Raw genomic sequence first — 23,850 nt, forward strand, 5'->3', positions numbered from 1 at the left:
TGTTCTGCAACACCTCGCGCAGTGAGCGCATTTCACGATCCCACAGGTACACGACGAACCTCCCGCTCGCTAACCGACACCGGCCCCCCACTTACCCACGACTCGGATCGCCTGGTACACGGCACCGCCGATTCTTCCACCACAGTTCTGTCGTCGCTCACCGCACGGCACGCGGGACGTGGCCATACGACCTGTCGAACCCACTTCGCCCATGTCGACTGCGTTGAGCAGGATCTGTTCGGCGTCCGTCTGCTTGGGGCCAGTGAACCGCTTGCCGTAGACCCTCCGGTAGCCAAGGGACTCCGCCAGCGCGGCCGCATCCGGCTGGATCTTGCCTCGGTTCACGGCGTAGACCAGCTCACCGTCGAGTTCGGCCGTGGTCACCGTCGTTCCGTTGTAGGCACGGTCGCCGTACCTGGCCCGCCAGGTTTCGTGGATGGCGTCCGCATCCGCCTGAAGCTCCCCGTCGGTCTTGCAGTTGTGGACAAGGAGAGAGGTGGTACCCGCCAGCACGTAGTACGTGTGCAGACGGCTGACAGTGAGGTTGTGGACGGTGGCGTCCGTCGCCGTCCACCGCTTGATCGCGGTGATCTGGACACGGGTGCCAGCACCCGTCTGGAGCCACTCGCCCGCCTGGAGGTCGGTCGCCTGAATCCAGGCGCGCAGCTCTGGGACCCAGAAGGGGTGGCCGTCGGTCGCGGTGACCTCGGCGGTCTTCGATCCCTTCTTGCCGTCGATGTCGATGGCGACCTTGACCAGGTGCTTGAGGCCCTGGCCATTGATCTCGGCGGTGACCTCCTCCATCTGGGTCTCGCCCGTTTCTGGGTCGCTGGCCATCACCTTGTCGCCGGCCTTGACGTCCTTGATCGCCTTGGTGGAGCCGTCGGCCATCAGGACACGGGTCTCGGGCGTGAAGCTGTTGACCGTGCAGGCGTCGGCACTGCCTCCGTCCCCGTCGGACGGGCCCCCCGAGTCCTCCTTGCCCGACTTGCTGCGTGAGCCGCCCGACTTGTTCTCCGCTTTGCCGCCGCCCGAGGAGCCCTTGGACTGGGCGCCTCGGCCGGCCTTCACCTGCGCCGAGTTGCCCCTGGCACCCTTGGAGCCCGTGTGCGACTTCTTCTTGACCGCCTCGGCGGCTCGCTTCGCCGCTTCTCTCGCCTTGCGTTTGGCCTCGGCCGCGGCCGCCTCCGCGGCCTTCTTCGCCTTGATCAGCGCGACCTTCGCGGCCTTGGCCGCCTTCATGCCGATCTCGGCCGCGCGCTTCGCCGCGCGGAAGGCCTTGACCGCGCTCATCGTGCCCTTGAAGGCACGCCACATCTTCTTGCCCTTGGAGAAGACGCTGGTCCACGGGATGGCGTCCATCAGGAGGCTGCCGCAGGCCCACAGGTCGCCCTGGGTGAAGCAGCCGACCACGTCGTTCCAGCCGATGAACTCCTTGAACACGGCCCAGCCGGTCGCCAGGATCACATCGCCGATCGAGCGGTTCAGCGTCTTCTGGTACTCGGCGATCTTCGCGTCGAGCGCCGCGATCGACGCGTCGAAGCTGGAGGCCGAGGAGGTGAGACCGGACGGGTCGGCGTGCGTCACCGGGTTGTTGTTGGCGTACGAGTAGCCGTTGGCCTGGAGCGGGTCGCTCTCGTCCAGGACCGGGTCGGCCGCGATGAAGCGGCCCGTCCCCGGGTCGTACTCCCGGGCGCCCATGTGCGTCAGGCCGGTCTCGTTGTCCTCGTCACCTGTGTGGAACCCGGTGTGCGTGCGCGGCGCGATGTTCACGGCGCGGTCCTCGCCCCACGGGTCCCTCTTCGTGACGCGCACGATCATCCCGGAGTCGAGGCGGACCTCCGCCACCGGAGTGCCGTTGAGGTCGGTCGCCTGGGCGAACAAGTACTCGCTGACGCCCGCCGCGTTGTTGGTGCTCTCGCGGTAGCGGGTCACCGCGGGGCCGCCGATGCCGGCGTAGGTGCGCTCGGTGAAGCGGACCTTGCCGGCCGTGGTCAGCGAGACCTTGGTGTCGGGCAGGTTCAGTACCGCGCCCGCGCTGGTGCGCTCCAGCAGGCGGTTGCCCATGGCGTCGTAGACGTACGTCGTCTTCGAGGCCGGCTTCCACAGCTGGGTCGCGACGGTCGAGTTGCACGCCGCCAGGGTCAGGTCGGTGCCCACCGTCGACGCCGGGGCGGACAGGCACAGGTTCGCCGAGAGGTTCTTGATCTGGCCGGTGCTCAGGGTCTGCCAGCGCTGCGCCGCCACGGTGGTGTCGCAGGGCTGGACGAGGACCGGCGAGGCGGCCGCGAGGCTGGTCGGCTGGGCGCATTTCCCGCCGACCATGAACGAGCCGATCGTGGCGTCCTCGACCGTGCCGTTCTTGTCGGCGTCGGCGGCCTGGAGGCGGAAGTTCTGCGCCTTGCTGCCGTTGCACACGTAGATCTGGATGGCGGTGCCCGCGTTCGGGACGCCGCCCGCGAGGTCCAGGCACATGTCGCCCGTGCCCACGAAGGCGCCCGAGCCGTCCGCGCCGAAGCCCGTCACGGACTCGACCTTGCCGTCCCAGGTCCAGGTCAGGGCCTGGGCGGTGTCGCCGCCCGTGCTGCGCTTCTCCAGGTCGCCCGCGCTGTCGTACGTCTGGTCCGAGCGCGTCTTGACCGTCGCCCCGGCCGTTGTCGTCGATGTCGTGGTGTATGAGGTGAGGGTGTGCGGCTGGTCGTTCTTCGCCGTGTCGCTGGTGCCGTAGGCGTAGTCGGTGACGACGTCGCCCTTGGTGTCGCGCACCCCGGCCGTGATGGTCGGGGTGGCCTGGTACGCCGTCTTCCTGGTGCGGTTGCCGAGGACGTCGTACTCGTAGGACTGCCAGTAGCCCGAGTTGTCGGCGGAGACGTTGACCGTGCCGTCGGAGTAGAGCGGCTCGGCGGTGGTCTTGCCGGTTGCGGTGCAGGCGCCGCCCGGCGTCGTCCACGCCTCCTTCAGCTGGCCCAGGGCGTCGTACTTGAAGCACTGCTGGTCGGTCGTCGCGCCCATGCGGTCGGCGACGGACAGGACGTTGCCCGAGGCGTCGTAGGAGTAGGAGCGCTTGCTGATCTCACTGCCTGGCACGACGGTCGTGTCGGGGGTCGGGGTCTCCCGGACGAGCCTGCTGCTCTGAAGTTCGCCCGTGGACTCGTTGAACGTGTTCTCCTGCCAGAGCCGGCGGCCCACCTCGCCCACAGTCGCGCGCAGTACCTGCCCGTACGGCGAGTACGACGTCTCGGAGGCGTACCAGTCCTTGCCGGAGACCGAGGTCGGCAGACCGGCCTTGTTGTACCGGGTGATCACGGCTTCGGCGTCGAGGCCGCCGGCCGCCGGGGCGGTGTACTTCTCCAGCTGGCCGTCGCTGTTGTACGCGTACGAGTACGTGTACTGGGTGGCGAAGCCTTCGGCGGTCAGACCCGCCGTGGAGCCCGGGGGCAGCGCCGTGGTCATCGCCGTCGGCTGGTAGTCGGCCGTGTAGCCGCCGACGGTGGTGGTGTACGCCTTGCCGTCGTTGAGACGGGTGGCCGAGGAGAGCTGGCCCTTGCCACCGGGTGCGGCGTCGTAGGCGTACGACTGCACGGGGGTGGCGGTGGTCGAGCCCTTGGGCGTGACCTTGACCTGCTCGACGCGGTTCAGGCGCTCGTAGGTGTACGAGACCGTCTGGCCCCGGGCGTCGGTCGCCTTGTCCACCCGGCCGTACGCGTCGTAGTCCGTGTGGGCGGCGCCCGCGTCCGGGTCGGTGGTGTCGGTGACCCGGCCCAGTGCGTCGTACTTCCAGGTGCGGGTGTTGCCGACGTCGTCGGTGCTGGTCACCATGTCGCCACGGAGGTCGTACTCGTAGGTCGTGGTGACCGCGCCGGCCTCGGTCAGCGCGGTGTCGCTGAACGTGTCCTGGCGGGTGGTGCGGCCCAGCGTGTCCGTCCACACCCGGGAGGCGGGCGTGCCCTGTGGCTGGCGGACGACCGTGTAGTCGAGGCCGTACTCGTAGCGGGTGCGGCGGTCCGTGGTCTGCACGTCCTTGCCGGCGTTGGTGAACTTCTCGCCCGTCTGCGGGTAGGAGCTGTGCACCGGGGTGACCGTCAGGACGCGGCCCAGGCCGTCGTACGTGTACGAGGTGGCGTTGGGGACCAGTCCCTCGGAGTCGGGGACGACCAGCTTGGTGTCCGGGTCGCCCTCCATGTAGTACGCGTTGCGGGTGTAGCGCACCTGGCCGGAGCTGTTGTGCAGGGTGTCGGTGACCAGGCGGCCGCCGTCCACCGCGGGTGTCTGGGTCTGGCGCTCGCGGCCCAGGCCGTCGTAGATCGTGGTGCTCGGCTGGTACTTGGCGTCGCCGGCAGCCGGGCTCGGGTTGTCCGAGAGCGACTCGGTGACCACGGACACCGGCTTGTCCGAGTCGGTGTTGTAGGTGTACCTGACCGTCGGGTCGTCGGTCGCCGGCTGGGTGGCGTCCCAGGCAGCGACCGCGCGGCCGAGCGGGTCGTACTCGTACGACTCGACGCGGTTGTTGGCGTCGGTCGACCTGATGGTGACGCCGCGGCCGGGCTCGAGGGTCGTGATGTCGGTGAAGCCGGTCTCCACACCGTCGACGACCTTGCTGCCGTTGACCGTGTCGATCCGGTAGACCTGGCCGCTGTCCGGCGTGTACTTGGTCCTGTTGACGACACCGGTCGCGTCGGTGGCCTCGACGACGCGGCCGAACGCGTCGTACGCCATCCGCGACTCGGGGTTGGTCGCCTCCCAGCCCGTGCCCGCACCGGTCGGCGCGACGGTCCTGGTCACCAGACCCTTGGTGGGCGCGGCGGTGTGTGAGGCGGCGCCGTCGTAGTACATGCGCGAGGCGCTGACCAGCGTCGATGCTGTGGCGCTGGAGAGATCGGCGGTGCAGGCGGTCGTGCCGGCGGTGGTGACGGTCTGGGCGACCAGGCCGACGAGGTAGTTGTCGCCGTCCGTGTTCTGCGTGTACGAGGTCGCGGTGCACGACTCGTCACCGATGACGGCCACGTCGCCGAACTCGCGGACCTTGGAGGGCAGTCCGTAGAGGGGGTCGTAGTCGGTCTGGGTGGTCACCGTGCGCAGGTAGGAGCCGTCCGGGCCCTTGACCGAGGCCTTGCTGATGGTCCTGGTCTCGCCGAGCGTGACGCGCTCGGACACGACGTCCGGGCCGTCGGTGCGGTTGCGGGTGGCCAGCCGGACCGGGGTGTCCGGGATGTTGACGGTACGGGCGGTCCAGCCGGTCCTGGTGTCCGCGCTCGTGTCGGGGTAGGTCAGCGACTCGGCGACCATGCCGGCGTACGCCTTGCGGTCCTCCTTGAGCACCGCGCCGTTGATGTCCGTCATGGTGGAGGAGCGCTTGACGTCGTCGGACGACTTCTCCGGGGTGCTGTCGGCGAGGACGTCGTCGGCCATGCCGCGGAAGTAGCGGGTCACCGACTTGGAGGCAGCGGTGCCCTCGCCGGCGTCCGTCACGCCGGTGATGGTGGTGACGACGGGGTAGCCGCGCCAGTCGTCCCAGGTGCGCTTCTTGGGGCGGGAGAACTCCCCCTGGTTCTTGGCCCACAGTGCGCCGTCCACGGCGTCGGGGTAGGTCTCGTACGCGTACTGCGTCACGATCTCCTTGGCGTCCGACAGGCGCGGAAACTCGGTGATCTTGTCGACGACGTACTTGTGGAACCAGGAGATGCGCTTGTCCTCCAGCTCACCGTCCGCGTGCCAGTAGGCCGGGTAGCAGAGCTGGTCGTTCTTGTCGACGGCCGCGCGGGTGGCGCCGGTGGCGCACTTGTCCTCGGGCGCCTTGTAGTCGACGTGGGTGCGGCCGCCGTACTCGGAGACGACCTCCTCGATGCGCAGCCGGGCGAACACCTCGTCCGGGTCGGACGCGCTGTTCTTCACGCGGTTGGGCAGCGCGTGCTCGTTGTGACCGAAGGAGACCGGGTTGAGAGCGGCGGAGGAACCGTCGACCGCGTACCCGACCCGGCCGATGGACTCCAGCCACAACGCGGTGTACTCGCCCGTCAGGTTCCACGGGAAGGACTGCTTCAGGCCCCAGGTGTCGACCTTGGACAGCAGGGTCGCGGTGGCCGAGTCGCCCGCCAGGCCGCAGGCGTTGCGCTGGCCGGTCTCGTTGCCGTCGGCGTCGGAGGAGTACTCCGTCAGCCGGACGCCCTGCTCACGCTGGGCGCAGGAGTCGACCGAGACCAGGCGCTTGCGCGACCAGAAGGTCGGGGCGTACGTCTGGCACTTCTTGCCGGCCTCGCAGGAGAGGTCGGCCGGCGTGTCGAACCAGGGCCGGGTGCGGTCGGACTGCTTGGAGTCGAAGTTGCTCTCCGAGCAGGACACCTTGAAGGCGTTGTCGTCGAAGCAGCGCTCGGTGGCGTGGAAACGCATCCGGCCGAGCGGTTCCTCGCTGAACAGGGAGCCGGCTCGCTGGCCGTAGTCGATGTGGCTCAGGTAGCCGCCGCGGTCGTAGGCGACCGGCGGCTTCTCCTTCATGTTCTGCGCGTAGGTGTTCTTCTCCTTCTCCCACCACAGCGTCATCGCGCTGCCGGTGGTGTCCACGACGTAGTCGAGCTGGAAGCGCCAGCCCTGGTCGCAGAAGGAGTCCTTGAACGCGGGCTTGTAGCAGGGGTCGGTGTCGTGGTTGCCGGCGACGGGCACCGACAGCACGGACTTGGTCTCCGGCTTGCCGGAGGTCCAGCCCGGCAGACGGTTGAGACCGAAGTAGTACTGGGTGCCGTCGTCGGTGGTGACGCGCCAGAACTCGCCGTTGTCGTCACCGTTGCCGGAGCCGTCGATGCCGGTGATCCGCTTGTAGTCGGCGGCGTCGAGCAGCTCGATGCGCATGTTGTCGCCGCGGGCGCTCTTCCACTGCTTGGTGGTGTCGTCGCGCACCAGCTCGGTGGTGGTCCCGTTCAGGGACAGCACGGCGTTGTACGAGCCCCAGCACTGGTCGCCGGTGAAGTGGCCCTTGTTGTTGGCGTTCGCGGTGTCGGCGGCGCAGCCCACGAAGGTGCGGGTGATGGAGCCGGGGTTGTAGTCCCAGCCCTCGCCGACCCAGGAGACCTGGTTGTTGGTGGAGGACGTCCGTCCGTCCGAGGTCTGCGAGTTGTAGCTGAGGGTGACGTTGGGCGACGGGCCGGCCGGGACCTGCGGTGCGGCCATCGTGTACGCGTAGGTGAACGCGCCCGAGGAGCCGCCGGCGGTCCAGGAGCCCGCGGAGACGATCGGGCTGGCGCCGAAGTCGCCGCCGGAGCCGGCGCCGTAGGAGCTGCCCACGAGGAGGCCGCCGCCTGAGGCGTCGGCGATCTGGCGTACGGCGTCCGCGGGACGGCCGGCGTGCCAGACGGCGGAGCTGACCGTCGAGTCGTCGCCCCGGTCGGCGGCGGTGTCCGCGGTCGCCGCGGACGTGGTGCCGGAGAGGGCCTGCAACTGGGCCGTGTCCAAGGTGATGTTGACGAGGGTTTCCGGCACCGGCTTGTGGTCGTCGGTCGAGCCGACCACTTCGTCGGACGCGCCGTCCTCGCCCGAGTCCGCCTCGGAGCCCGAGGAGTCGCCCGCGTCCACCGCCATGTCGACAGTCCGGCCGGTGCGCTCGACGTCGGTGCTCACCGGGACGCCGGTGGAGCACTCCTCGACGTCGGGCGTCTCGGCGTAGCAGGACGGCATCAGGGTGAAGGACAGCCGGTCGAGCCACTGGGCGCTGTAGGTCTCGGCGAGCTTGGTGGCGTCGATCGAGACGACCGCGTCGCCGGTGGCGGTGTCGGGCGCGTCCACGGCGAGCATGAAGCCCTGCGCGCCGTTGGCCACGGCCGTGTCCTCGGACGCGGCGGCGACGCTCCACTGTCCTTCGAGGGCGTCCACCTGGGCGTCGGAGGCGCCCTCGGGCGCGCCCACACCGATGGTCATGACGCCGTCGGCCGACTTGGCGACCTCGGTGGTGGTTCCGGCGGCCATGACGTCGACGGCCTTGCTGCCGGAAGCCTCGGGGACCTCGGCGACGGCCGCCGGCTCGTACGGACTCGCCGGCTCCGTCTCGGCCTGGCCGGCCAGTTCCTCGAGCGCGTCGGTCCGCTCCTCGTCGACCGGGACCGGGTCCGTCTCCTGGAGCTCGGCGAGCTCGACCGGTGTACGGGTGTCGTCGGGGCCGAAGGCCATGGCACCCGGCAGAAGGGTCACATTGAGGGCAAGGACCAGTCCGGCTATGACACCGACCCTGGCTCTACGACGGACCAGGCGCTCACGCGGCGATCTCGCCAGCGAACCCCTTCCGCACCACGACAGCACCGCACGCACGGTCAATTGACCCTTTCCGAGTCATAAACCATCAGAAACACGCGGACCGATGGCACATGGTGATCAGCAAATTACAAACCGAGCACGAACATAAAGGCGTTGTGAAGATCCACGTCAAGATGTGCTGAATGCGTGTTAGCTATGTCACTGATCAAAATCAGACAAAGATCAGCAAAGAAACTCCCCAGAGCTCTTTACGTCGACGTCGCCGAGTCGCGGCCGTCCGAAGGGTGTTGATCTCACCCGGAGTAGCTGTTCATACTCCAACCGCCCAATCCGACGCGTCGCAAGCTCGTCACGGCTTGTCACCAGGCCCGAGGGCACCCCTGGAAGAGCCATGCCGCGGCGGTCAGACACCTCGCGGCCCAGCCTGTTGGAGAAGGGCCCTTGAGCGACCTCGACACCGCCACGGAACCAAGTCCGCCCGGTAGAAGCCGCGTTCGGCGCGCCGTCGCCGCCGCCGTCGCGCTGGCCGTGCTGGCCGGCGGCGCCGCCGTGCTGACCCTGCGGGACGACTCCGCCGGCCCCTCCGACGCCAGGACCGAGCGCGCCGCGCGGCCGATCGACGAGGACGAGGCCCAGCGCCGCGCCCGCAAGAGCGGCAAGCAGGTCGAAGTCGCCGCGCTGACCGACGAGTTCTCCACCACGTACGCCGACCCCGACGGCTCGTTCACCTACACGGCGTCAATCGCGCCCGTGCGCGCCAAGAACGCCGAAGGCGCGTGGGCGCCGGTGGACACCACGCTGGAGCGGGACGGCGGCGGCAAGGGCTGGCGCACCGTCAACAGTCCGTATCCCGTGACCTTCGCGGCCGGGGATCCGGACCGCGCCCCGGCCCGCACGGCGGCGGCGCGCACCTCCGGCTCCACCGTCCGGACGGCCGTCTTCCGCACCGGCGCGGGAACCGGCACCGGCGACACCGCCGAGCGGATCGACGACGCGGCCGACACCTCGTGGACCCGGCTGCTGACGATGACCGCCGAGGGCCACGAGATCGACTTCGACTGGCCCGGCACGCTGCCCGAGCCGGTCGTCGAGGACAACCGCGCACTGTACGAGGGCGTCCTGCCCGGCGTGGACCTGATGCTGTCCGCGCGCGACACCGGCTTCACCCACGTCCTCGTGGTGCACACCCCCGAGGCCGCCGCGCAGCTGATCGCCGCCCCGCCGCGCTACCGCGTGACGTCGACCGACGTCACCTTCGCCCTCGACCCGTCCACCGACGTACTCATGGCCAAGGATGGCGGCGGCAACGAGATAGCCGTCTCCCCCACCCCGTTCCTGTGGGACTCCGCGGGCACTCACGAGACGGACCCCGACTCCGCCGACCCGGAGTCCGCGACCGGCGCCAACGAGGACCCCGAGATTGTGGAGGGGACGGTCGCGGCCGATCCCGCCGCCTACCCGCAGACCTCCGCCGCGAACGCCACCCTCGCCCTGCCCGCCGTGAACGGCCCCGGCGAAGGCGCCCACGCCGCCACTGCGGCCGCCGAATTCGACAACGGCAGCGGCGTCCTGACCGTCACCCCGCCGAAGAGCTACCTCACCACCACCGAGAACCTGACCTACCCGCTCTTCGTCGACCCCTCAACAACCGGCGTCCGCGCCAACTGGACCACCGTCTACAAGCGGTACCCGGGCTCCAGCTTCTATGACGGCGCCAACTACAACGAGGACACCAAGGAAGCCCGGGTCGGCTTCGAGAAGGAGACCTGGGGCACCGCCCGGTCCTTCTTCAAGATGAAGATCAAGAGTTCGATCAAGGGTGCGGCGGTCTCCAGCGCCACCCTGAAGGTCCTCGAAACCCACTCCTGGTCCTGCAGCAAGCGCACCGTGCAGGTATGGCGCACCGACCCCTTCGGCACCAAAACCACCTGGAACAACCAGCCCGCCTGGAAGAGGAAGATCACTTCCAAGTCCTTCGCCTATGGCTGGAAGTCCAACAGCGCCTGTCCCAACGCCTACGTCAACTTCACCGTCACCTCGCTGGCCCAGGAGGTCGCCGACAACGGCTGGACCGACTTCAACGTGGGCCTGGTCGCCTCCACCTCGGCCTCCGCGCCGACGGGCTCCTCCAGCAGCCTCGAGACGGACACGTACTCCTGGAAGAAGTTCCAGGCGGAGGGCAGCGGCTCTCCCTCGGTGTCCATCACCTACAACCGCAAGCCGAACACTCCGACGGCCCTCACCGTGAGCCCCGGCTCCTGCGACACCAGCGCCGCCCCGTACATCAAGATCGGTAAGTCGGCCAACATCTCCATCGGCGCCAAGGCCACCGACCCTGACGGCGTGATGAAGGAGCTGGAGTTCGAGCTCACGCGGACCGACACCGGCGCCAAGACGGTCTTCCACCGGCCGACGACCAGCGGTTCCGCCATCTCGGCCCCCCTCACCGGGCTCGTCAACGGCGTCACGTACCAATGGCGGGTACGCGCCTGGGACGCCGAGAGCAGCAGCGCCTGGGCGCCGACCAGCGGCACCCTCTACTGCCGCTTCGTCTACGACGCCGCCCTGCCCGACTCCCCCGCACCGGTCGTCTCGACGGACTTCCCCGGTGACGAGGACGAGGACGGCAACCCCGAGGCCTGGTCCGTCGAGCCCTTCGGCGGCAACGGCGGCAGCTTCACCTTCGCGGTCGGCGACCCCGCCGAGACCGACATCGTGAAGTTCGTCTACTCCATCAACTCCACCAGCTACGCCGGTTACGTCTGCGCGAACGGCAAGCAGGGCACCACGGGTGGTCTCACGGCTTCCTGCACCACGCCCGTCAAGTCGGCCACGGTCACCGGCGTCAAGCCACCGGCCGCCGGTCCCAACACCCTGTACGTCAAGTCGTTCGACGCGGCCGGCAACCCGTCCCCGAACGCCCGCAAGTACTTCTTCTACGTCACGCCGCGCTCGGTCGCGGACGGTGCTGGCGACCTGAACGGCGACGGCACGGCCGACTTCGGCCACATCACCGCCGCCGGAAATCTCTGGATCGACTCGGTGTCCCAGAACGGCACCTACTTCGCCAGCGCTCTCGGCATCCATGAGAAGGGGACCCTGCTGGCCGACGGCGACACCGCCCCGCACCTCTGGGACGGCACGAGCAAGTTCGCCCTGATCACCCACAACGGCGACTTTGCCCCGGGCGACGGCGTCACCGACTGGATCGTGCGCACCGCCGAGGACCGGCTGTTCCTCTACCCCGGCGACGGCTACGGCGCCGTCGACGTGAGCAAGCGCATCGAGCTGCGGCTGCCATCGAACGCCCCCGCCCCGTCCACCTTCTCCGAGATCAAATCGGCGGGTGACATCACCGGCGACGGCCAGCCCGAGCTGTTCGTGGCCGGCGGCGCGGGTGGCGCCGAACTCTGGGTCTTCACCGGCTGGAGCGGCGGGACCTTCTCCACCGCCGTCAAGCTCACCAGCTCCGCCTGGGCCGACGCCGAACGGGACTTCGTGGCCATCGCCGACTACAACGGGGACGGCGCCGCCGACCTGACGTACCGCAGCGCGGCCGGCAACGTCTGGTTGCGCAAGGGCGTCCTCGACAGCGGCGGTGGCACGGTCCTCACCAGCCTGGGCACCGCCGCCGCGAGCCTGGACGGCGACAACGCCTACGTCTCCGGCACGATGACCCGCGCCGCCTTCCCCCTGCTCCACGGCAGCCCGGACACCACCGGCGACGGCATTCCCGACATCGTGGCCACCAACAGCGCCGGAGCGCTCCTGCTCTACAAGGGCGGGGCCACCGCCCTCGGTACCGCGACCACCCTGCGAACGAGCGGATACAGCACGACCAAGCAGCTCGGCTGACCCGGACGGACCCCGGGCCGTACCTGCCCCGAACGACCGGCGCCCCCTGCCCCCAGAGCAGGGGGCGCCGTCCTGCGTCCGCCCTTCATACGACGATGCAGGTCATGGCCGCCCACAGCAGGGGCGAGTGCTCGATCCGGCCGCTCGACCGCCAGTGATCGAGCTGCTCGCGCTGCCAGCGGCCGAGCGCCTGCACGGGGTCACCCTGCTCGTGGGCGGTGTCGACGGCGACGATCGCCTCCGACAGCGGGCGCACGGACGCGGACAGACCGGCCAGCCGGTGGAAGGCGAGGTTCGTCGGCAGCACCCAACGGGTGGCGGTGACCAGCTCCGCACCGTTGTGGATCATCGCCGTGGCCAACCCGAACGACTCGGCGAACCGCAGATCGCCGCCGCTCTCGCAGCCGATGAGGGCGACCCGGCGTGGTGCGGGCCAGATCCCCGCGCCCGGCTCGCCGTCCGCGCGCAGGGGAAGCGTGCCCAGCAGCAGGTCCTTGGCCGACAGCGGCCGATGACCGCGGACCGGCTCGGCCAGGCCGACCGTCTCCGCACCGCAGCACAGATGGAGCGTGCCGTCCTCGCTCTGCCCGCCCTCGACCGGCGCGCCGCTCACATGCCCGACGTACATCAGCCTGCGCACCCCCTTGCGGAGCACGTCGCCCAGCCAGTCCCGGTCCAGGTCGGTGCGGCGGAACGCCTCCGCCGGGGCGGTGACCGACGGCACGACGGCGCCCGCGTCGAGACGGCGCCGGACGAGCGACATCAGCTCCGGGTCCGAGCCGGGCGGCCCCAGGACGGAGCCGAGCGGGGAGTCGGCCCGGAATCCGGGCACCCGGGGGTCGAGGACGAGCACCACCGCGTCGGCACTCGTTGCGGTACCCGGCCCGGCGCCCGTTTCCGCGAGGGCTCCTTGCCGCAAGGACGCCGGCGCGGTGGTCACGACGTCCGCCAGGTCGATGAGCCGTACGTCGCTCGTCCCGTCGACGGCAAGCAGTTCCCACGGCACCTGGGCCACCCGGGGCGACGGCTGGATCCGCACCAGCGGACGGCCCGCGCGCGCCGACACCTGACGTATCTGCTCGGTCAGCCCCGCCGGCCACAGCGCCTCGGCCAGCAACCGCGCGAGCCGCAGCTCGGTCCGGTACCCGGCCAGCGCGCCCGAGTCGAAGGCGCGCCGCATCCCCTCGGCGCCCGCGACCGCCCCCGGGAGCGCGTCGGCCAGCGCATGGACCGCCCGGTCGACCTCGTCGGCGGGCCCACGGCCGGTACCGAACCCCCGGGCCCCACCCGCCCACGTCCAGGTCATGAACAGGTCGCCGGCGTCTGCCAGCCGGACCTGCACCACCGGGCGGCTCGTCAGGTCCTCGGTCATCCAGAACGGCGTCTCCGCCTCGCTCACGAGCCGTCGGTGATAGCGGAACTCGGCCGCCGCGATGTACTCCTGGAGCGCGACGCGGCCTGACTCCGACGACATCCGCACCTTCGGCGGCGGCGCCACGCGCAGTCCCGCGGAGGCAGCGGCCTCCGCCGCCACGCCCCCCAGCGCCACCACGCCGTCGACGGGCTCGTACGTCTTCATGCCCGCGCTCGGGAACACCGGAGAGTCGGACGCCACCGCAGCCGTCGCCGAAGCCGTGGTTGCAGCCGTGGCCGAAGTCGGGGCGGAAGCCGTGGCCGACCGCGGCGTACGGTCGAGCGCCAGCGAGGCACCCGCGCAGCGGTGTTCCGCCAGTTCGAAGAGCAGCCCCTGGTCCTGCCGGCGTACCGCGAGACGGAAGACCAACTGCATCGCCTCGTCCGCGAGTTGCAGCCACTGACTGCGCGCGTGAGCGGTGACGAAGTCGAAGCGGGCCGCCTCCAGGGCCAGTGCGGCGGGCAGGGCGACCGAGATCGCCGTACCGATGGACTCCGACTCGCGGTCGCCGTGGTCGGTCCGGTTCAGGTTGTCCTCGAGGGTGCGCGCGAGCAGCAGGTCGACCTGTGCGCACCGCTCGTACACCGCCCGCTCCTGGTACACGTCCCGGGCCTGCTGGGCCAGCCGCTTCATCTCGTCGATGTCGCGGCGTTCGTAGGCGTGTTGGGCGCCCAGCAGCATGCTGTCGGCGGCGGCGATCGCGGCGCCGAGCCGCTCGAACCGGGCCAGGCTCGCCCCCAGCAGGTCATCCGCGCCGATGGCGTCGCCGCGCCGCCCGGCGAGAAAGCCGCGGGCCTGTTCACAGACCGCCAGGTCACCGAACCGCCGCTGCCGCTCGAAGAACGCGGACGCCTCCGCGAACAACCGCTCCGCGAGATCGAGTTCGCCCCGGTGCATCGCGGTGTACGCCCGGTGCGCGAGCAGCGACCGCTGCTCACCGGTGTCCCCCATGGCCCGGAAGCGGTCCTCCGCGCGGGCGAAGTAGTCCTCGGCCGGGTCGAACCGCCCGGTCGAGGCGCAGATCAGACCGAGGGCGACCAGCAGCCGCGGGACGGTCTCCACCGCGGTCGCCGACGTGGTGGACAGCAACCCCGCGGCCTGTTCCTCCGCCGCTCCCCACTCGCCCCGCTCGATCAGCAGATGCACGCGGTTCAGGCCCAGTTCGGAGGTGCGCAGCCCGTCGGGGTCGTCGAACTCGGGCATCCGGACCGCCGCCTCGTCGAGACAGGCCAGCGCCTCGTCCAGGCGCCCGGTCCGGCGCAGCAGATCGGCCCTGGCGAGCAGCGTCCTCAGCAGGATCTCCAGCCAGAGCTGACGGCCGCGCGGCCCCATCGGCACCGACGCGATGCCGTCGAGGAGGGCACGGGACCGCTCGACGGCATCCTCCGCCCCGCCCAGGTCCGTGGCGGTGAGCAGGACACTCGCGATGTTCGCCAGCAGATGCGCCCGCAGGAACCGCACGTCGGGCGAGTCCTCGAAGGACTCGGCCACGGCGAGCAGTTCCTCGTAGACGGCGACCGCGGCGGTGAGATCGGCGGCCAGCTGGTGTTCCTCGGCCAACGCGAGCCCGCTGTCGAACGGCTCCCCGTACAGCCGCACCACCGCACCGCCGTCCGGGCGCTCGTTCTCCCCGCGCTCGCTCTCGTCCATCCGTCAGTAGTCCTCTTCCGTAGCGGTGGCGACGGCGGCGATCTCGGCGAGGAACGGTCCCGAGGAGGCGTCGTGCGGTGAGCCGTCGTATGCCAGGGGCCGGGCCGCGGTGGCGAGCCGCCGCCGGACCAGCGCGCGGATCGCGTCACGGGCGGCGCGGTCTTCGGGACCGCCCGGCCCCGGGTCGAATCCCGGCAGCAGCACCTCCACCTCGAAGCGCGGCGGCACGGCACCGGCCGGACCGTGCGGGTCCAGGTCCGCCCGGCCCGTCCACACGTCGTCCCGCCTGCCCAGGGGCACCCGAGTCCGACGACCGCCGTTCACCCCGACCTCGGCGACGAGGGGCGCACCGGCGACGGGTGCCGCGACGTGCGCGACGATCTCGACCTCGATCTGACGTCGTGCGCCGAGTGCCCGAGCGGTCCAGGACACCGCGGTCTCGGAGGCGTCGACGAAGCCGGGCGGGTAGCGGCGCCAGTCGTTGGTCCCGGAGCCGCGGGCGATCACCCGGCCGCCCGCGCCGAGCGGATCGCCCGCCGCGAGGGCATAGCCGTCGCGCCGGACGAACAGCGCGCCGACGTCGACCGTCGTACCGGCCGGACGATGTTGCTCCAGGGCCGACCGGAGCCGGCGCAGAGCCTGCCCGTCCAGCCCGGCGCCGTCCGCCGCCTCGTCGAGCAACCGCAGGACGCTCTCCAGATGCCGTGCCGTGTCCGCCGACTGCGGCGCCGCGCGCCACCACTGGATCAGCGGGTCGAGCGCGGCCTGATGATCCTCGATCAGTTGGGCCGCACAGCCATCCGGCTGGTCACCGAAACGGTCGCGGGCGTCGTGGCCGTGCTGACCGTCGCCGGAGCCACCGAAGTCCAGGAACCCGTTGAACCCGTTGATCCCGTTGATCCCGTTGAAGTCGCCGAAGTCGCCGAAGTCGCCGAAGTCGCCGAACAGTTGCTGGCACCAGTGGGTGAGCGCGGCCAGCTCCAGCCCGAGCACGTCCGGTTCGAGCGCCGGTATCCCGTCCACGTACGACGCCGACCACCACCGGGCCGCCCAGTGCCCGAAGCCCAGCCGGGCGGCGGCGCCCGCGAGAGCGGTCACGTCCGCCGTGACCCGTACACCGGCGGGCTCCCCTGTCACACAGGCCTGCACGGCGCCGGCGGTGCGCTCGCCGTAGAGCGCCCACAGCCACTGCTGCGCCCGCCCCACGTCATGCACCTCCGCCACCGGCAGCCCCGGTTCTTCGCGGACGGGCCAGGACAGGACCGCCCCCGCGACGTCGAGAACGGCCCGGGCGAAGTCGGGGCCGCCGTCGTCTCCGGCCCGTCCGGGGGCCGGGCCGGCGGCGATCCGGATCGTGCCGTCCTCGCCCTCGCCCCGTGCGACCTGGACGTCGACGTGAGCCCGCGCCATCACGCGCTCCTCGGCTCGGCCGCCGCCGGGGCCGCCCGGGGCGTCGGGCTCCCCGTCGCCGCCGACAGTGTGCGCAGCGCCGACCGGACCCTGGCGCGGTGGTCCATCATCACCGAGCGGGCGACCCCGTCGAGGACCGCCCAGGCCGAGGCGGCGTCCGCCAGCGATGCACCGCGGACGTCCCGACCGTGCAGCCGCACCCACAACCGCCGCATATAGGCGGCCCAGGGGTTACGAAGGTCCTGGGCGAGCGCGTCCAGCACTCCGCCGCCGTCCGGGTCGGGGCGGGGAGAAACGGTCATCCTGCGGGCGCGCAGGACCGAAGCCTCCCGCCGCCAGCGGCTGTTGACGGCCCGATGCGCCGCCGTCCGCCCCGGCGCGGGCTCCCCGGTGCCCAGCGGGTCGAGGCCGACCGCGAGCCGGCCGCCGAGGACCACGGCGACGCGCAGGCTCTCGTCGTACAGCCCGAGCGGTGCGCAACTGCGGCCGACCTCCCGCCCGACGAGCTCGGGCACCGTCGGCAGTTCCTCGCGCCGGGCCGACGACTGAAGGACGACGAAGAGCCGTTCGAAGAGCGTGCGGTCCAGCGGCGCGGGGAGCGTGGCCGTCGAGGCGCCCCGGCCGACCTCCGGCCGCGGCGGCACCCGGCGCCCGGTCAGCCCCAGATGCGCCGGCAGGTCGTCACGGCCCCAGACACCGTCCGCGTGCGCCCACAGGGCCCGGCCGAGCAGGGCGCCGTGTCCCGCCTCGACCATGGCCCCGTACTCCGGCGAGTCGCCCGCCCCGCCCGGCACGCCGCAGGCCTCCAGGACCTCGCCCGCGAGCGCCACCGCCGCGACCGCGTCGGCGGCCGGTGCCGGCCGGCGACTCTCCCACCCACCGGCCAGCTCAGCGTCGAGCCGGGCGCGCCGGACCGTATCGGCGAGGTGGTCCTTCAGCACCTCCACCGTGCGCCCGCCGTCCGCGTCCGCCACCTCCTCGACCACGGATCTGGCCACCGCGTCGGCACCGGCCGAGGGCGCTCCGTGCTCGGTGGCCAGCTCGAAGCAGCGCTGGAAGTACAGGTCCTGGGGGTTGCCCGCCACGATGCCGAGCGCCCGGCGCGTCCGCTTGAGCAGGGTGAACCACTGTGCCGTCGCCCCGAGCCGCGTCCCGGACTCCCGGATCAGCGCGGCGAGGCGCCCGGCCTGCGCCGGCCCGAGGAAGTCCACCGCGAGTTCGGGGCTCAGCGCCGGCCTGACGATCAGCGGCAGCAGTATCAGCTTGACCGTCCGGGTCAACGGCGCGCCGCCGGGGCCGCTCAGCGATTCCAGCCCCGGCCCGAGGTCACGCCAGGCGGTGTCGATCACCATGGCACGCGGTCGGCGCTCGCCGGTCGGCTGACTCGGGGACGGCATGCCTGGAGCGTACGTCGTCCGGAAACGGGCGGGCGAACCTGGGATCGGTAGGCGTCCCCGGCCTTCTAACGTCCCGACCGTGGACGCGTTCCGGATCGCGCACGACGAGGTCCGTACGAACCGCGTCCGACTCAGCCGGGCGTCGCCGGACACCGCAGCGCGTCGCCGGACACCGCCGAGAAGGGGAAGCCGTCATGGGAATCTTCAGGAAGCGTCACCAGACCCGCGAGGAGCGGGCCGCCGAGATCGCCGGCAAGGTGGCCGGCGGCAAGGGCTTCTACGGTCGCGCCACCCGCGCGTTCCTCGGCGCCGAGGACTTCGCCCGGGTCCAGCAGTCGATGAACGCGTACAACTCCGGCCTCGGGGTTCAGCAGTTGCTCGCCATGGGGGCGCCGACCATACCCGCCGTCGTCGTGTCGATCGGCGACACCGGCAAGCTGGTCAACTTCGACCCGGTCGTCGATCTGGTCGTCGACCTCGTGCCCCGGCCGTCCGGGGACGCCGAGCGGATCACCCTTCGGACGATCGTCTCGAAGCTGCGGATCCCCCGCGCCGGCGACCAGGTCCTGCTGATCGCCGACCCCGCGCGGCCCGGCGACTACCTGTACGCCGGGGACGGTGTCACCCCGTGAGGCCGGAGCCGTACGAAGCCCCGGAGCCGTACGAAGCGCTGCCGCCGTACGAAGTGCCGCTCCCCTACGAAGTGCTGGTGAGCGACACCGTCCTGATCTCCTTCGACGGCCGGATACTGGAGCTGTTCGGCTACTCCGACACCCACCGCATCCACATCCGGCAGGCACCCCGGCTGGAGTTCGGCACGGGCCGCAACCCCCGGATGACGATCGTCACCGGACGCGGCATGCGCCACTCCCTCCCCTACGACGCGCACCGGCTCGACGGCCTGCGCGTCCTCGCGGAGCGGCTCGCACAGAGCCCACCCGAGCGGCCGGAGCCCTGAGTTGACCACCGGCGGGGACGACGTCCGAAACAGCGGCGGGAACGGCGATCCCGAGCCGAAGCAGGTCTCCGACATAGGCCTCTACGGCACGGCGGTCCTGTACTCCACCGCCCTGGGCATGTGCGTGTGCGGGCCGGTCATGCTGGGCTTCACCGTCTTCGCCGATGCTCCCCTCCTGCTCGGGGGCATCCTGTCCACGCTGCTCTGCACGCCCCTGGGCATCGGGCTCTGGGCCCACGCCTCCCTCGAGAGAGCCGACAACCGGCGGCTCGACACCATCGGGGTCACGGCGACGGCGGAGGTCACCGACCTGACCGCCTGGGAGGACGGGGACGACGCCGGTGTCACGGTCGCGCTCCGCGTCAGCGGCCCGGGCTTCCGCACCTTCGAGACGACCTGGAAACGCTCACGGCACCCCGCCCTGCGCGTGGGTCTCCGCCTGACGGCCGTCGTCGACCCGGCCGACAACCTGTTCCGTGTCTCCCTCTGATCGGCACAGAAAGGCCGGCACTCGCATGGGCGGTTACGAGCTACTTGAGCTGTGGTGGGTGGTACCCGCGGGGCTGGCGTTCCTCGGCTACGCCCTCTCGCTCACCGGACTGACCCGGGCCCAGCGCGCGGTATGGGTGACGGCGCGGATCGTGGCCGTGGAACCGCCGGCCCACGGCGCCTCCAAGAGGCCCGGCATACCGGTGACGGTCACGTTCCAGGACCCGTTCACCGAAAGGCAGTTCACCCTCTCGAACGCGGGCAGGCACGGCGACTCGGTCGAGGAAGCCTGGGTGGGCCGGGAACTACAGGTGCGCTACCCCCGAGGGCAGCCGCACCGGTTCCGCGTCACTCCCGACACCCCGCAGGACAGGAACGGCCGGCTCGGCCCCGACTGCGCCACGATCCTGCTCCTCATCGGCCTCGTGATCCATGCGACCGTCGTCCGGGGCTACCCGTACGCACTGCTCGGCTTCGGCGCCCTGCTCACCGTCTTCGCGGCGGCCAGTCCCGACATCCGCATCGCGCGCACCCGCGACGACCTGCTGTCCTCGGCCGTCGCCGCCCCGGCCCGCGTGGTGGCCGTCACCAAGGACGTCTACACCGACGGTGAGGGCGACGAGATCGTCAACCACGCCCCCGTCGTCACCTTCACCACCCGGGACGGCACCCACGTCACGGTCCTCCCCCGCGACGGCATCCCCGACCCGAGCCACTCCCTCCACCGCGAACTGACCCTCCACTACGCCCCCTCCGACCCGGCCGTCTACACCCCCGACCTCAGAGCGGACCACCGCGCCAACGAAAGGGCCATCGGCTGGATCATCATCATGCTGATCACCGGCCTGGCATCGATCGCGACCGGCGCGGCCCTGCTGTGACACCCGTCCCCCGGGCTCACCAAAAGCAAAAGCCCCAGGTCACGGCGAGTGAGTCCTGAGGCTTCGGCAGAGCCGCCTTCGGGATTCGAACCCGAGACCTACGCATTACGAGTGCGTTGCTCTGGCCATCTGAGCTAAGGCGGCGCGCTGTCCACACCATGGTGCGATCAGCAACGTCGGTAAGTCTACACAGTTTCCAGGGGTGCTCCGAACAGCCCCCGGGAGCGGTCCTCCCGGGATCCTCCCGGGGTCCTCCCGGGGTCCGCGCGGGCCGGCACCGGGCGGTCTACGTGCAGCGCTTGCCGTCCGCCGGAGGCGTTCCGTGGAGCAGGTAGGTGTCGATCGCGGAGTCGATGCAGGCGCTGCCGCGCCCGTAGGCGGTGTGGCCGTCGCCCTCGTAGGTGAGGAGGCGGGCCGAGGCGAGCTGGTGGGCGAGGGACCGGGCCCAGCGGTACGGGGTCGCCGGATCCCGAGTGGTGCCGACGACGACGATCGGGGCGGCGCCCTTCGCCTCGATGAGGTGCGGCTCGCCCGTGGCCCTCACCGGCCAGTAGGCGCAGTTCAACGAGGCCCAGGCGAGGCCCTCACCGAAGACCGGGGACGCCTTCTCGAAGGACGGGAGTGCCTTCTCGACCTGGTCGGGGGTGGAGAAGGCCGCGGGGAGGTCGAGACAGTTCACCGCGGCGTTGGCGGCCATCAGGTTGGCGTAGCGGCCGTCGGCGTCCCGCTCGTAGTAGCTGTCGGAGAGGGCGAGCAGGCCCGCGCCGTCCTTGTCCTTGATCGCCGAGGTCAGCGCCTCGCGCAGCTGCTCCCAGGTGCTCTCGTCGTACATCGCCGCGATCACGCCGGTGGTGGCGAGGGCCTCGCCGAGCTTGCGGCCGTCCGGGTCGCCGGTGGGGATCGGGCGCGCGTCGAGTTTGCGGAAGAAGGCCTTGAGGCTCTCGCCGACCTTGGCGGGAGCCGTGCCCTTGCCGCCGAGCGGGCAGTCGGACCGCGTGACGCAGTCCTTCGCGAACGACTGGAACGCCGTCTCGAACCCGGCCGTCTGGTCCAAGTTCAGCCGGCGGGCGGGCAGCGACGGGTCCATCGCACCGTCCAGGACGAGCCGGCCCACCCGGTTCGGGAAGAGCCCCGCGTACGTCGCACCGAGGAACGTCCCGTACGACGCCCCCACGTACGTCAGCTTCCCGTCGCCCAGGACCGCGCGCAGGATGTCCATGTCGCGGGCCGCCTCCACGGTGGAGACGTGCCGCAGCAGCCGTGCCGAGTGCGCGCCGCAGCCCTCCGCGAACTCCTTGTACGCGTCGACGAGTTCGCCGGTCTCCCGCTGGTCGTCGGGCGTCGTGTCCGTCTGCGTGTACGTGTCCATCGCGCGCCCGTCGAGGCACTCCACGGGCTCGCTGCGGGCCACGCCCCGCGGGTCGACGGCGACCATGTCGTAGCGGGCGCGGACTCCGGCGGGGTAGCCGATGCCGGCGTACTGCTGGAGGTAGCCGACCGCCGAGCCGCCCGGTCCGCCCGGGTTCACCAGCAGCGAGCCGAGCCGCTTGCCCGGTCCCGTCGCCTTCTTGCGGGCGACCGCGAGCCGGACGTCGCCCGCGCCCGGGTCGGCGTAGTCGAGCGGCGCCTTCAGGGTGGCGCACTCGAATCCGGGCACACCGCAGCCGCGCCAGCTCAGCTTCTGCCCGTAGTACGGCGCGAGCGCCGACGGCGTGGCCCGCGGCAGCGCGACGAGCGCCGCCACCGCCGTGGAACCGGCGGAACTCGTCGACTCCGCGGCGGAACAGCCGGAGACGAGCAGCGCGGCGAGCGAGAGGAGGGTGACGCCGGTACGGGACCTGCGGAGAGAGCGCCTCATGTACATCCAGCGAGCGTAACTCTGCGCAATGTCACGAACGCGGTACGTACGCGAACGGACACGGACGAGTGACGCCGTCAACCCAAGATCGACGTCAGCCTCGGTGCGGCGGCCGGCGTCGGCCCGGCGCTCGGTGGCGGCCCCGATACCGGCCTCGGCCCGGCGGCCGGCATCAGCCCGGTGACCGGTACCAGCCCGGTGACCGGCATCAGCCCGGTGACCGGCATCAGCCCGGTGACCGGCATCAGCCCGGTGACCGGCATCAGCCCGGTGACCGGCATCAGCCCGGTGACCGGCATCAGCCCGGTGACCGGCATCAGCCCGGTGACCGGCATCAGCCCGGTGACCGGCATCAGCCCGGTGACCGGCGTCGGTCCGGTGACCGGTACCAGCCCGGTGGTCGGTGCCGGCCCGGTGGTCGGTGCCGGCGCGCTCGCCGTCGGCGGTGTCAGCCCGCTCTCAGGGCCATCGTCATCGCCTCCACCGCCAGCAGCGGAGCCACATTGCGGTCGAGGGCCTGTCTGCATCCGGCGATGGCCTCGATACGGCGGAGGGTGGATTCCGGGCTGCTGCCACGGGCGAGCCGCTCGAGGGCGTCCTCGGCGTCCATGTTGGCGATCGCGACGCGTGAGCCGAGCTGGAGGGCGAGGACGTCGCGGTAGAAGGCTGTCAGGTCGGTGAGCGCGAGGTCGAGGCTGTCGCGCTGCGTACGCGTCCTGCGGCGTTTCTGCTTGTCCTCCAGGTCCTTCATCACACCCGCCGTACCGCGGGGCATCCGGCCGCCCTGGGCCGCGCCCAGCGCCGCCTTCAGCTCCTCGGTCTCCTTGCCGTCCCTCTCCTCCGCGAGCTGCTTGGCGTCCTCGGTCGCCGCGTCGACCAACTCCTGGGCGGCACGCAGACAGCCGCCGACGTCGTCGACGCGCAAGGGCAGCTTCAGCACGGCCGCGCGGCGCTCGCGGGCGGCGGGGTCGGTGGCCAGCCGACGGGCGCGGTCGACGTGCCCCTGCGTGGCCCGGGCGGCGGCCGCGGCGACGGCCGGCTCGATGCCTTCGCGCCGGATGAGCATGTCGGCGACGGCGTCGACGGAGGGCGTGCGCAGGTTCAGGTGCCGGCAGCGGGAGCGGATGGTGGGCAGCACATCCTCCAGGGAGGGCGCGCAGAGCAGCCAGACCGTCCGCGGGGCGGGCTCCTCGACGGCCTTGAGGACGGCATTGGCGGACTTCTCGTTCAGCCGCTCGGCGTCCTCGACGAGGATGATCTGCCAGCGGCCCGTGGCGGGCGAGGTGTACGACTTACGGACCGTGTCACGCATGTCCTCGGCGAGGATCTGCGAACCGACCGCGGCGACGGTGTTGACGTCGGCGTGGGTGCCGATGAGCGCCGTATGACAGCCGTCGCAGAACCCGCAGCCCGGGACGCCGCCGAGCGCCCGGTCCGGGCTCACGCACTGCAGGGCGGCGGCGAAGGCCCGCGCCACCTGTCCGCGACCTGCCCCGGGCGGACCGGTGATCAGCCAGGCGTGCGTCATCTTCGACGTCTCGGGCGGCGGGGCGGCGGCGCCCGCCGCGGTGACGAGCGCGTCGGCGTCCCGAGCGGCAGCGGCGAGCTGCTCGCTCACCTTCTCCTGCCCGACGAGGTCGTCCCACACGGTCATGCGTCACGCCGCCCTTTCGTCACGTTTCGCGTTGCGGCTTCCATTG

At 71.3% G+C, this 23,850-nt stretch carries 12 protein-coding genes and 1 tRNA gene; 5 read left to right on the forward strand and 8 right to left on the reverse strand.

Going from position 1 to position 23,850, the window contains the following annotated elements:
• Positions 1-69: 69 nt before the first annotated feature.
• Positions 70-8,154 (reverse strand): RHS repeat-associated core domain-containing protein, encoded by an 8,085-nt coding sequence (locus OG933_RS20230; RefSeq protein WP_405628200.1) that lies wholly within the window; start codon positions 8,152-8,154, stop codon positions 70-72.
• A gap of 525 nt (positions 8,155-8,679) precedes the next feature.
• Between OG933_RS20230 and OG933_RS20235 the strand changes: the two genes are divergently transcribed.
• Positions 8,680-12,093: an FG-GAP-like repeat-containing protein gene (locus tag OG933_RS20235; protein ID WP_405628202.1), complete on the forward strand. Its 3,414-nt coding sequence runs from the start codon at positions 8,680-8,682 to the stop codon at positions 12,091-12,093.
• Between the two features lie 85 nt (positions 12,094-12,178).
• On the opposite strand, the gene OG933_RS20240 is transcribed toward OG933_RS20235, so the two are convergent.
• The 3 genes from OG933_RS20240 to OG933_RS20250 are packed head-to-tail and all read right to left on the reverse strand — an operon-like array spanning position 12,179 to position 17,964.
• Positions 12,179-15,157 carry a hypothetical protein gene (locus OG933_RS20240; RefSeq protein WP_405628204.1) on the reverse strand — a complete coding sequence of 993 codons (2,979 nt, stop codon included), beginning with the start codon at positions 15,155-15,157 and terminating at the stop codon, positions 12,179-12,181.
• Between the two features lie 3 nt (positions 15,158-15,160).
• Positions 15,161-16,567, reverse strand: coding sequence for a hypothetical protein (locus OG933_RS20245; RefSeq protein ID WP_405628207.1), 1,407 nt, complete (start codon positions 16,565-16,567; stop codon positions 15,161-15,163).
• Positions 16,567-17,964, reverse strand: a complete 1,398-nt coding sequence (locus tag OG933_RS20250; RefSeq protein ID WP_405628210.1) for a hypothetical protein — start codon at positions 17,962-17,964, stop codon at positions 16,567-16,569. Before OG933_RS20250 ends, OG933_RS20245 begins: the two co-directional genes overlap by 1 nt.
• A 194-nt stretch (positions 17,965-18,158) precedes the next feature.
• Here OG933_RS20250 and OG933_RS20255 point away from each other — a divergent pair, with 194 nt between their 5' ends.
• Genes OG933_RS20255 through OG933_RS20270 form a run of 4 tightly spaced genes read left to right on the forward strand, consistent with a single transcriptional unit; the run spans position 18,159 to position 20,292 of the window.
• On the forward strand, positions 18,159-18,596 hold the full coding sequence (locus tag OG933_RS20255) for a hypothetical protein (RefSeq protein ID WP_362522441.1): 438 nt from the start codon (positions 18,159-18,161) through the stop codon (positions 18,594-18,596).
• The gene (locus OG933_RS20260) at positions 18,593-18,922 is read left to right on the forward strand and encodes a hypothetical protein (protein ID WP_405628214.1); all 330 of its coding nucleotides are present in this window, start codon (positions 18,593-18,595) and stop codon (positions 18,920-18,922) included. Before OG933_RS20255 ends, OG933_RS20260 begins: the two co-directional genes overlap by 4 nt.
• Position 18,923: 1 nt before the next feature.
• A complete protein-coding gene (locus OG933_RS20265) occupies positions 18,924-19,412 on the forward strand; it encodes a hypothetical protein (RefSeq protein ID WP_405628217.1) in 489 nt (162 codons plus the stop codon).
• A 25-nt stretch (positions 19,413-19,437) separates the two neighbouring features.
• A complete protein-coding gene (locus OG933_RS20270; protein WP_405628220.1) occupies positions 19,438-20,292 on the forward strand; it encodes a DUF3592 domain-containing protein in 855 nt (284 codons plus the stop codon).
• A 70-nt stretch (positions 20,293-20,362) separates the two neighbouring features.
• On the opposite strand, the gene OG933_RS20275 is transcribed toward OG933_RS20270, so the two are convergent.
• From OG933_RS20275 to OG933_RS20290, 4 genes are all read right to left on the reverse strand, one after another.
• Positions 20,363-20,436, reverse strand: a tRNA-Thr gene (locus OG933_RS20275).
• Between the two features lie 142 nt (positions 20,437-20,578).
• On the reverse strand, positions 20,579-22,156 hold the full coding sequence (locus OG933_RS20280) for an alpha/beta hydrolase (protein WP_362522437.1): 1,578 nt from the start codon (positions 22,154-22,156) through the stop codon (positions 20,579-20,581).
• 71 nt (positions 22,157-22,227) lie between these two features.
• A complete protein-coding gene (locus OG933_RS20285; protein WP_405628223.1) occupies positions 22,228-22,503 on the reverse strand; it encodes a hypothetical protein in 276 nt (91 codons plus the stop codon).
• Between the two features lie 95 nt (positions 22,504-22,598).
• Positions 22,599-23,804: a DNA polymerase III subunit delta' gene (locus tag OG933_RS20290; RefSeq protein ID WP_020129313.1), complete on the reverse strand. Its 1,206-nt coding sequence runs from the start codon at positions 23,802-23,804 to the stop codon at positions 22,599-22,601.
• Positions 23,805-23,850 lie beyond the last annotated feature (46 nt).

It is taken from the genome of Streptomyces sp. NBC_00016 (assembly GCF_045040885.1).
Lineage (GTDB): Bacteria > Actinomycetota > Actinomycetes > Streptomycetales > Streptomycetaceae > Streptomyces > Streptomyces coriariae.

Bases quoted from the DNA above. Each gene is read 5' to 3' on its own strand.
- OG933_RS20230 (WP_405628200.1), bottom strand. From the start codon at position 8,154: ATGGCCTTCGGCCCCGACGACACCCGTACACCGGTCGAGCTCGCCGAG.
- OG933_RS20240 (WP_405628204.1), bottom strand. From the start codon at position 15,157: ATGGACGAGAGCGAGCGCGGGGAGAACGAGCGCCCGGACGGCGGTGCG.
- OG933_RS20245 (WP_405628207.1), bottom strand. From the start codon at position 16,567: ATGGCGCGGGCTCACGTCGACGTCCAGGTCGCACGGGGCGAGGGCGAG.
- OG933_RS20250 (WP_405628210.1), bottom strand. From the start codon at position 17,964: ATGCCGTCCCCGAGTCAGCCGACCGGCGAGCGCCGACCGCGTGCCATG.
- OG933_RS20255 (WP_362522441.1), top strand. From the start codon at position 18,159: ATGGGAATCTTCAGGAAGCGTCACCAGACCCGCGAGGAGCGGGCCGCC.
- OG933_RS20270 (WP_405628220.1), top strand. From the start codon at position 19,438: ATGGGCGGTTACGAGCTACTTGAGCTGTGGTGGGTGGTACCCGCGGGG.
- OG933_RS20280 (WP_362522437.1), bottom strand. From the start codon at position 22,156: ATGTACATGAGGCGCTCTCTCCGCAGGTCCCGTACCGGCGTCACCCTC.
- OG933_RS20285 (WP_405628223.1), bottom strand. From the start codon at position 22,503: ATGCCGGTCACCGGGCTGATGCCGGTCACCGGGCTGATGCCGGTCACC.
- OG933_RS20290 (WP_020129313.1), bottom strand. From the start codon at position 23,804: ATGACCGTGTGGGACGACCTCGTCGGGCAGGAGAAGGTGAGCGAGCAG.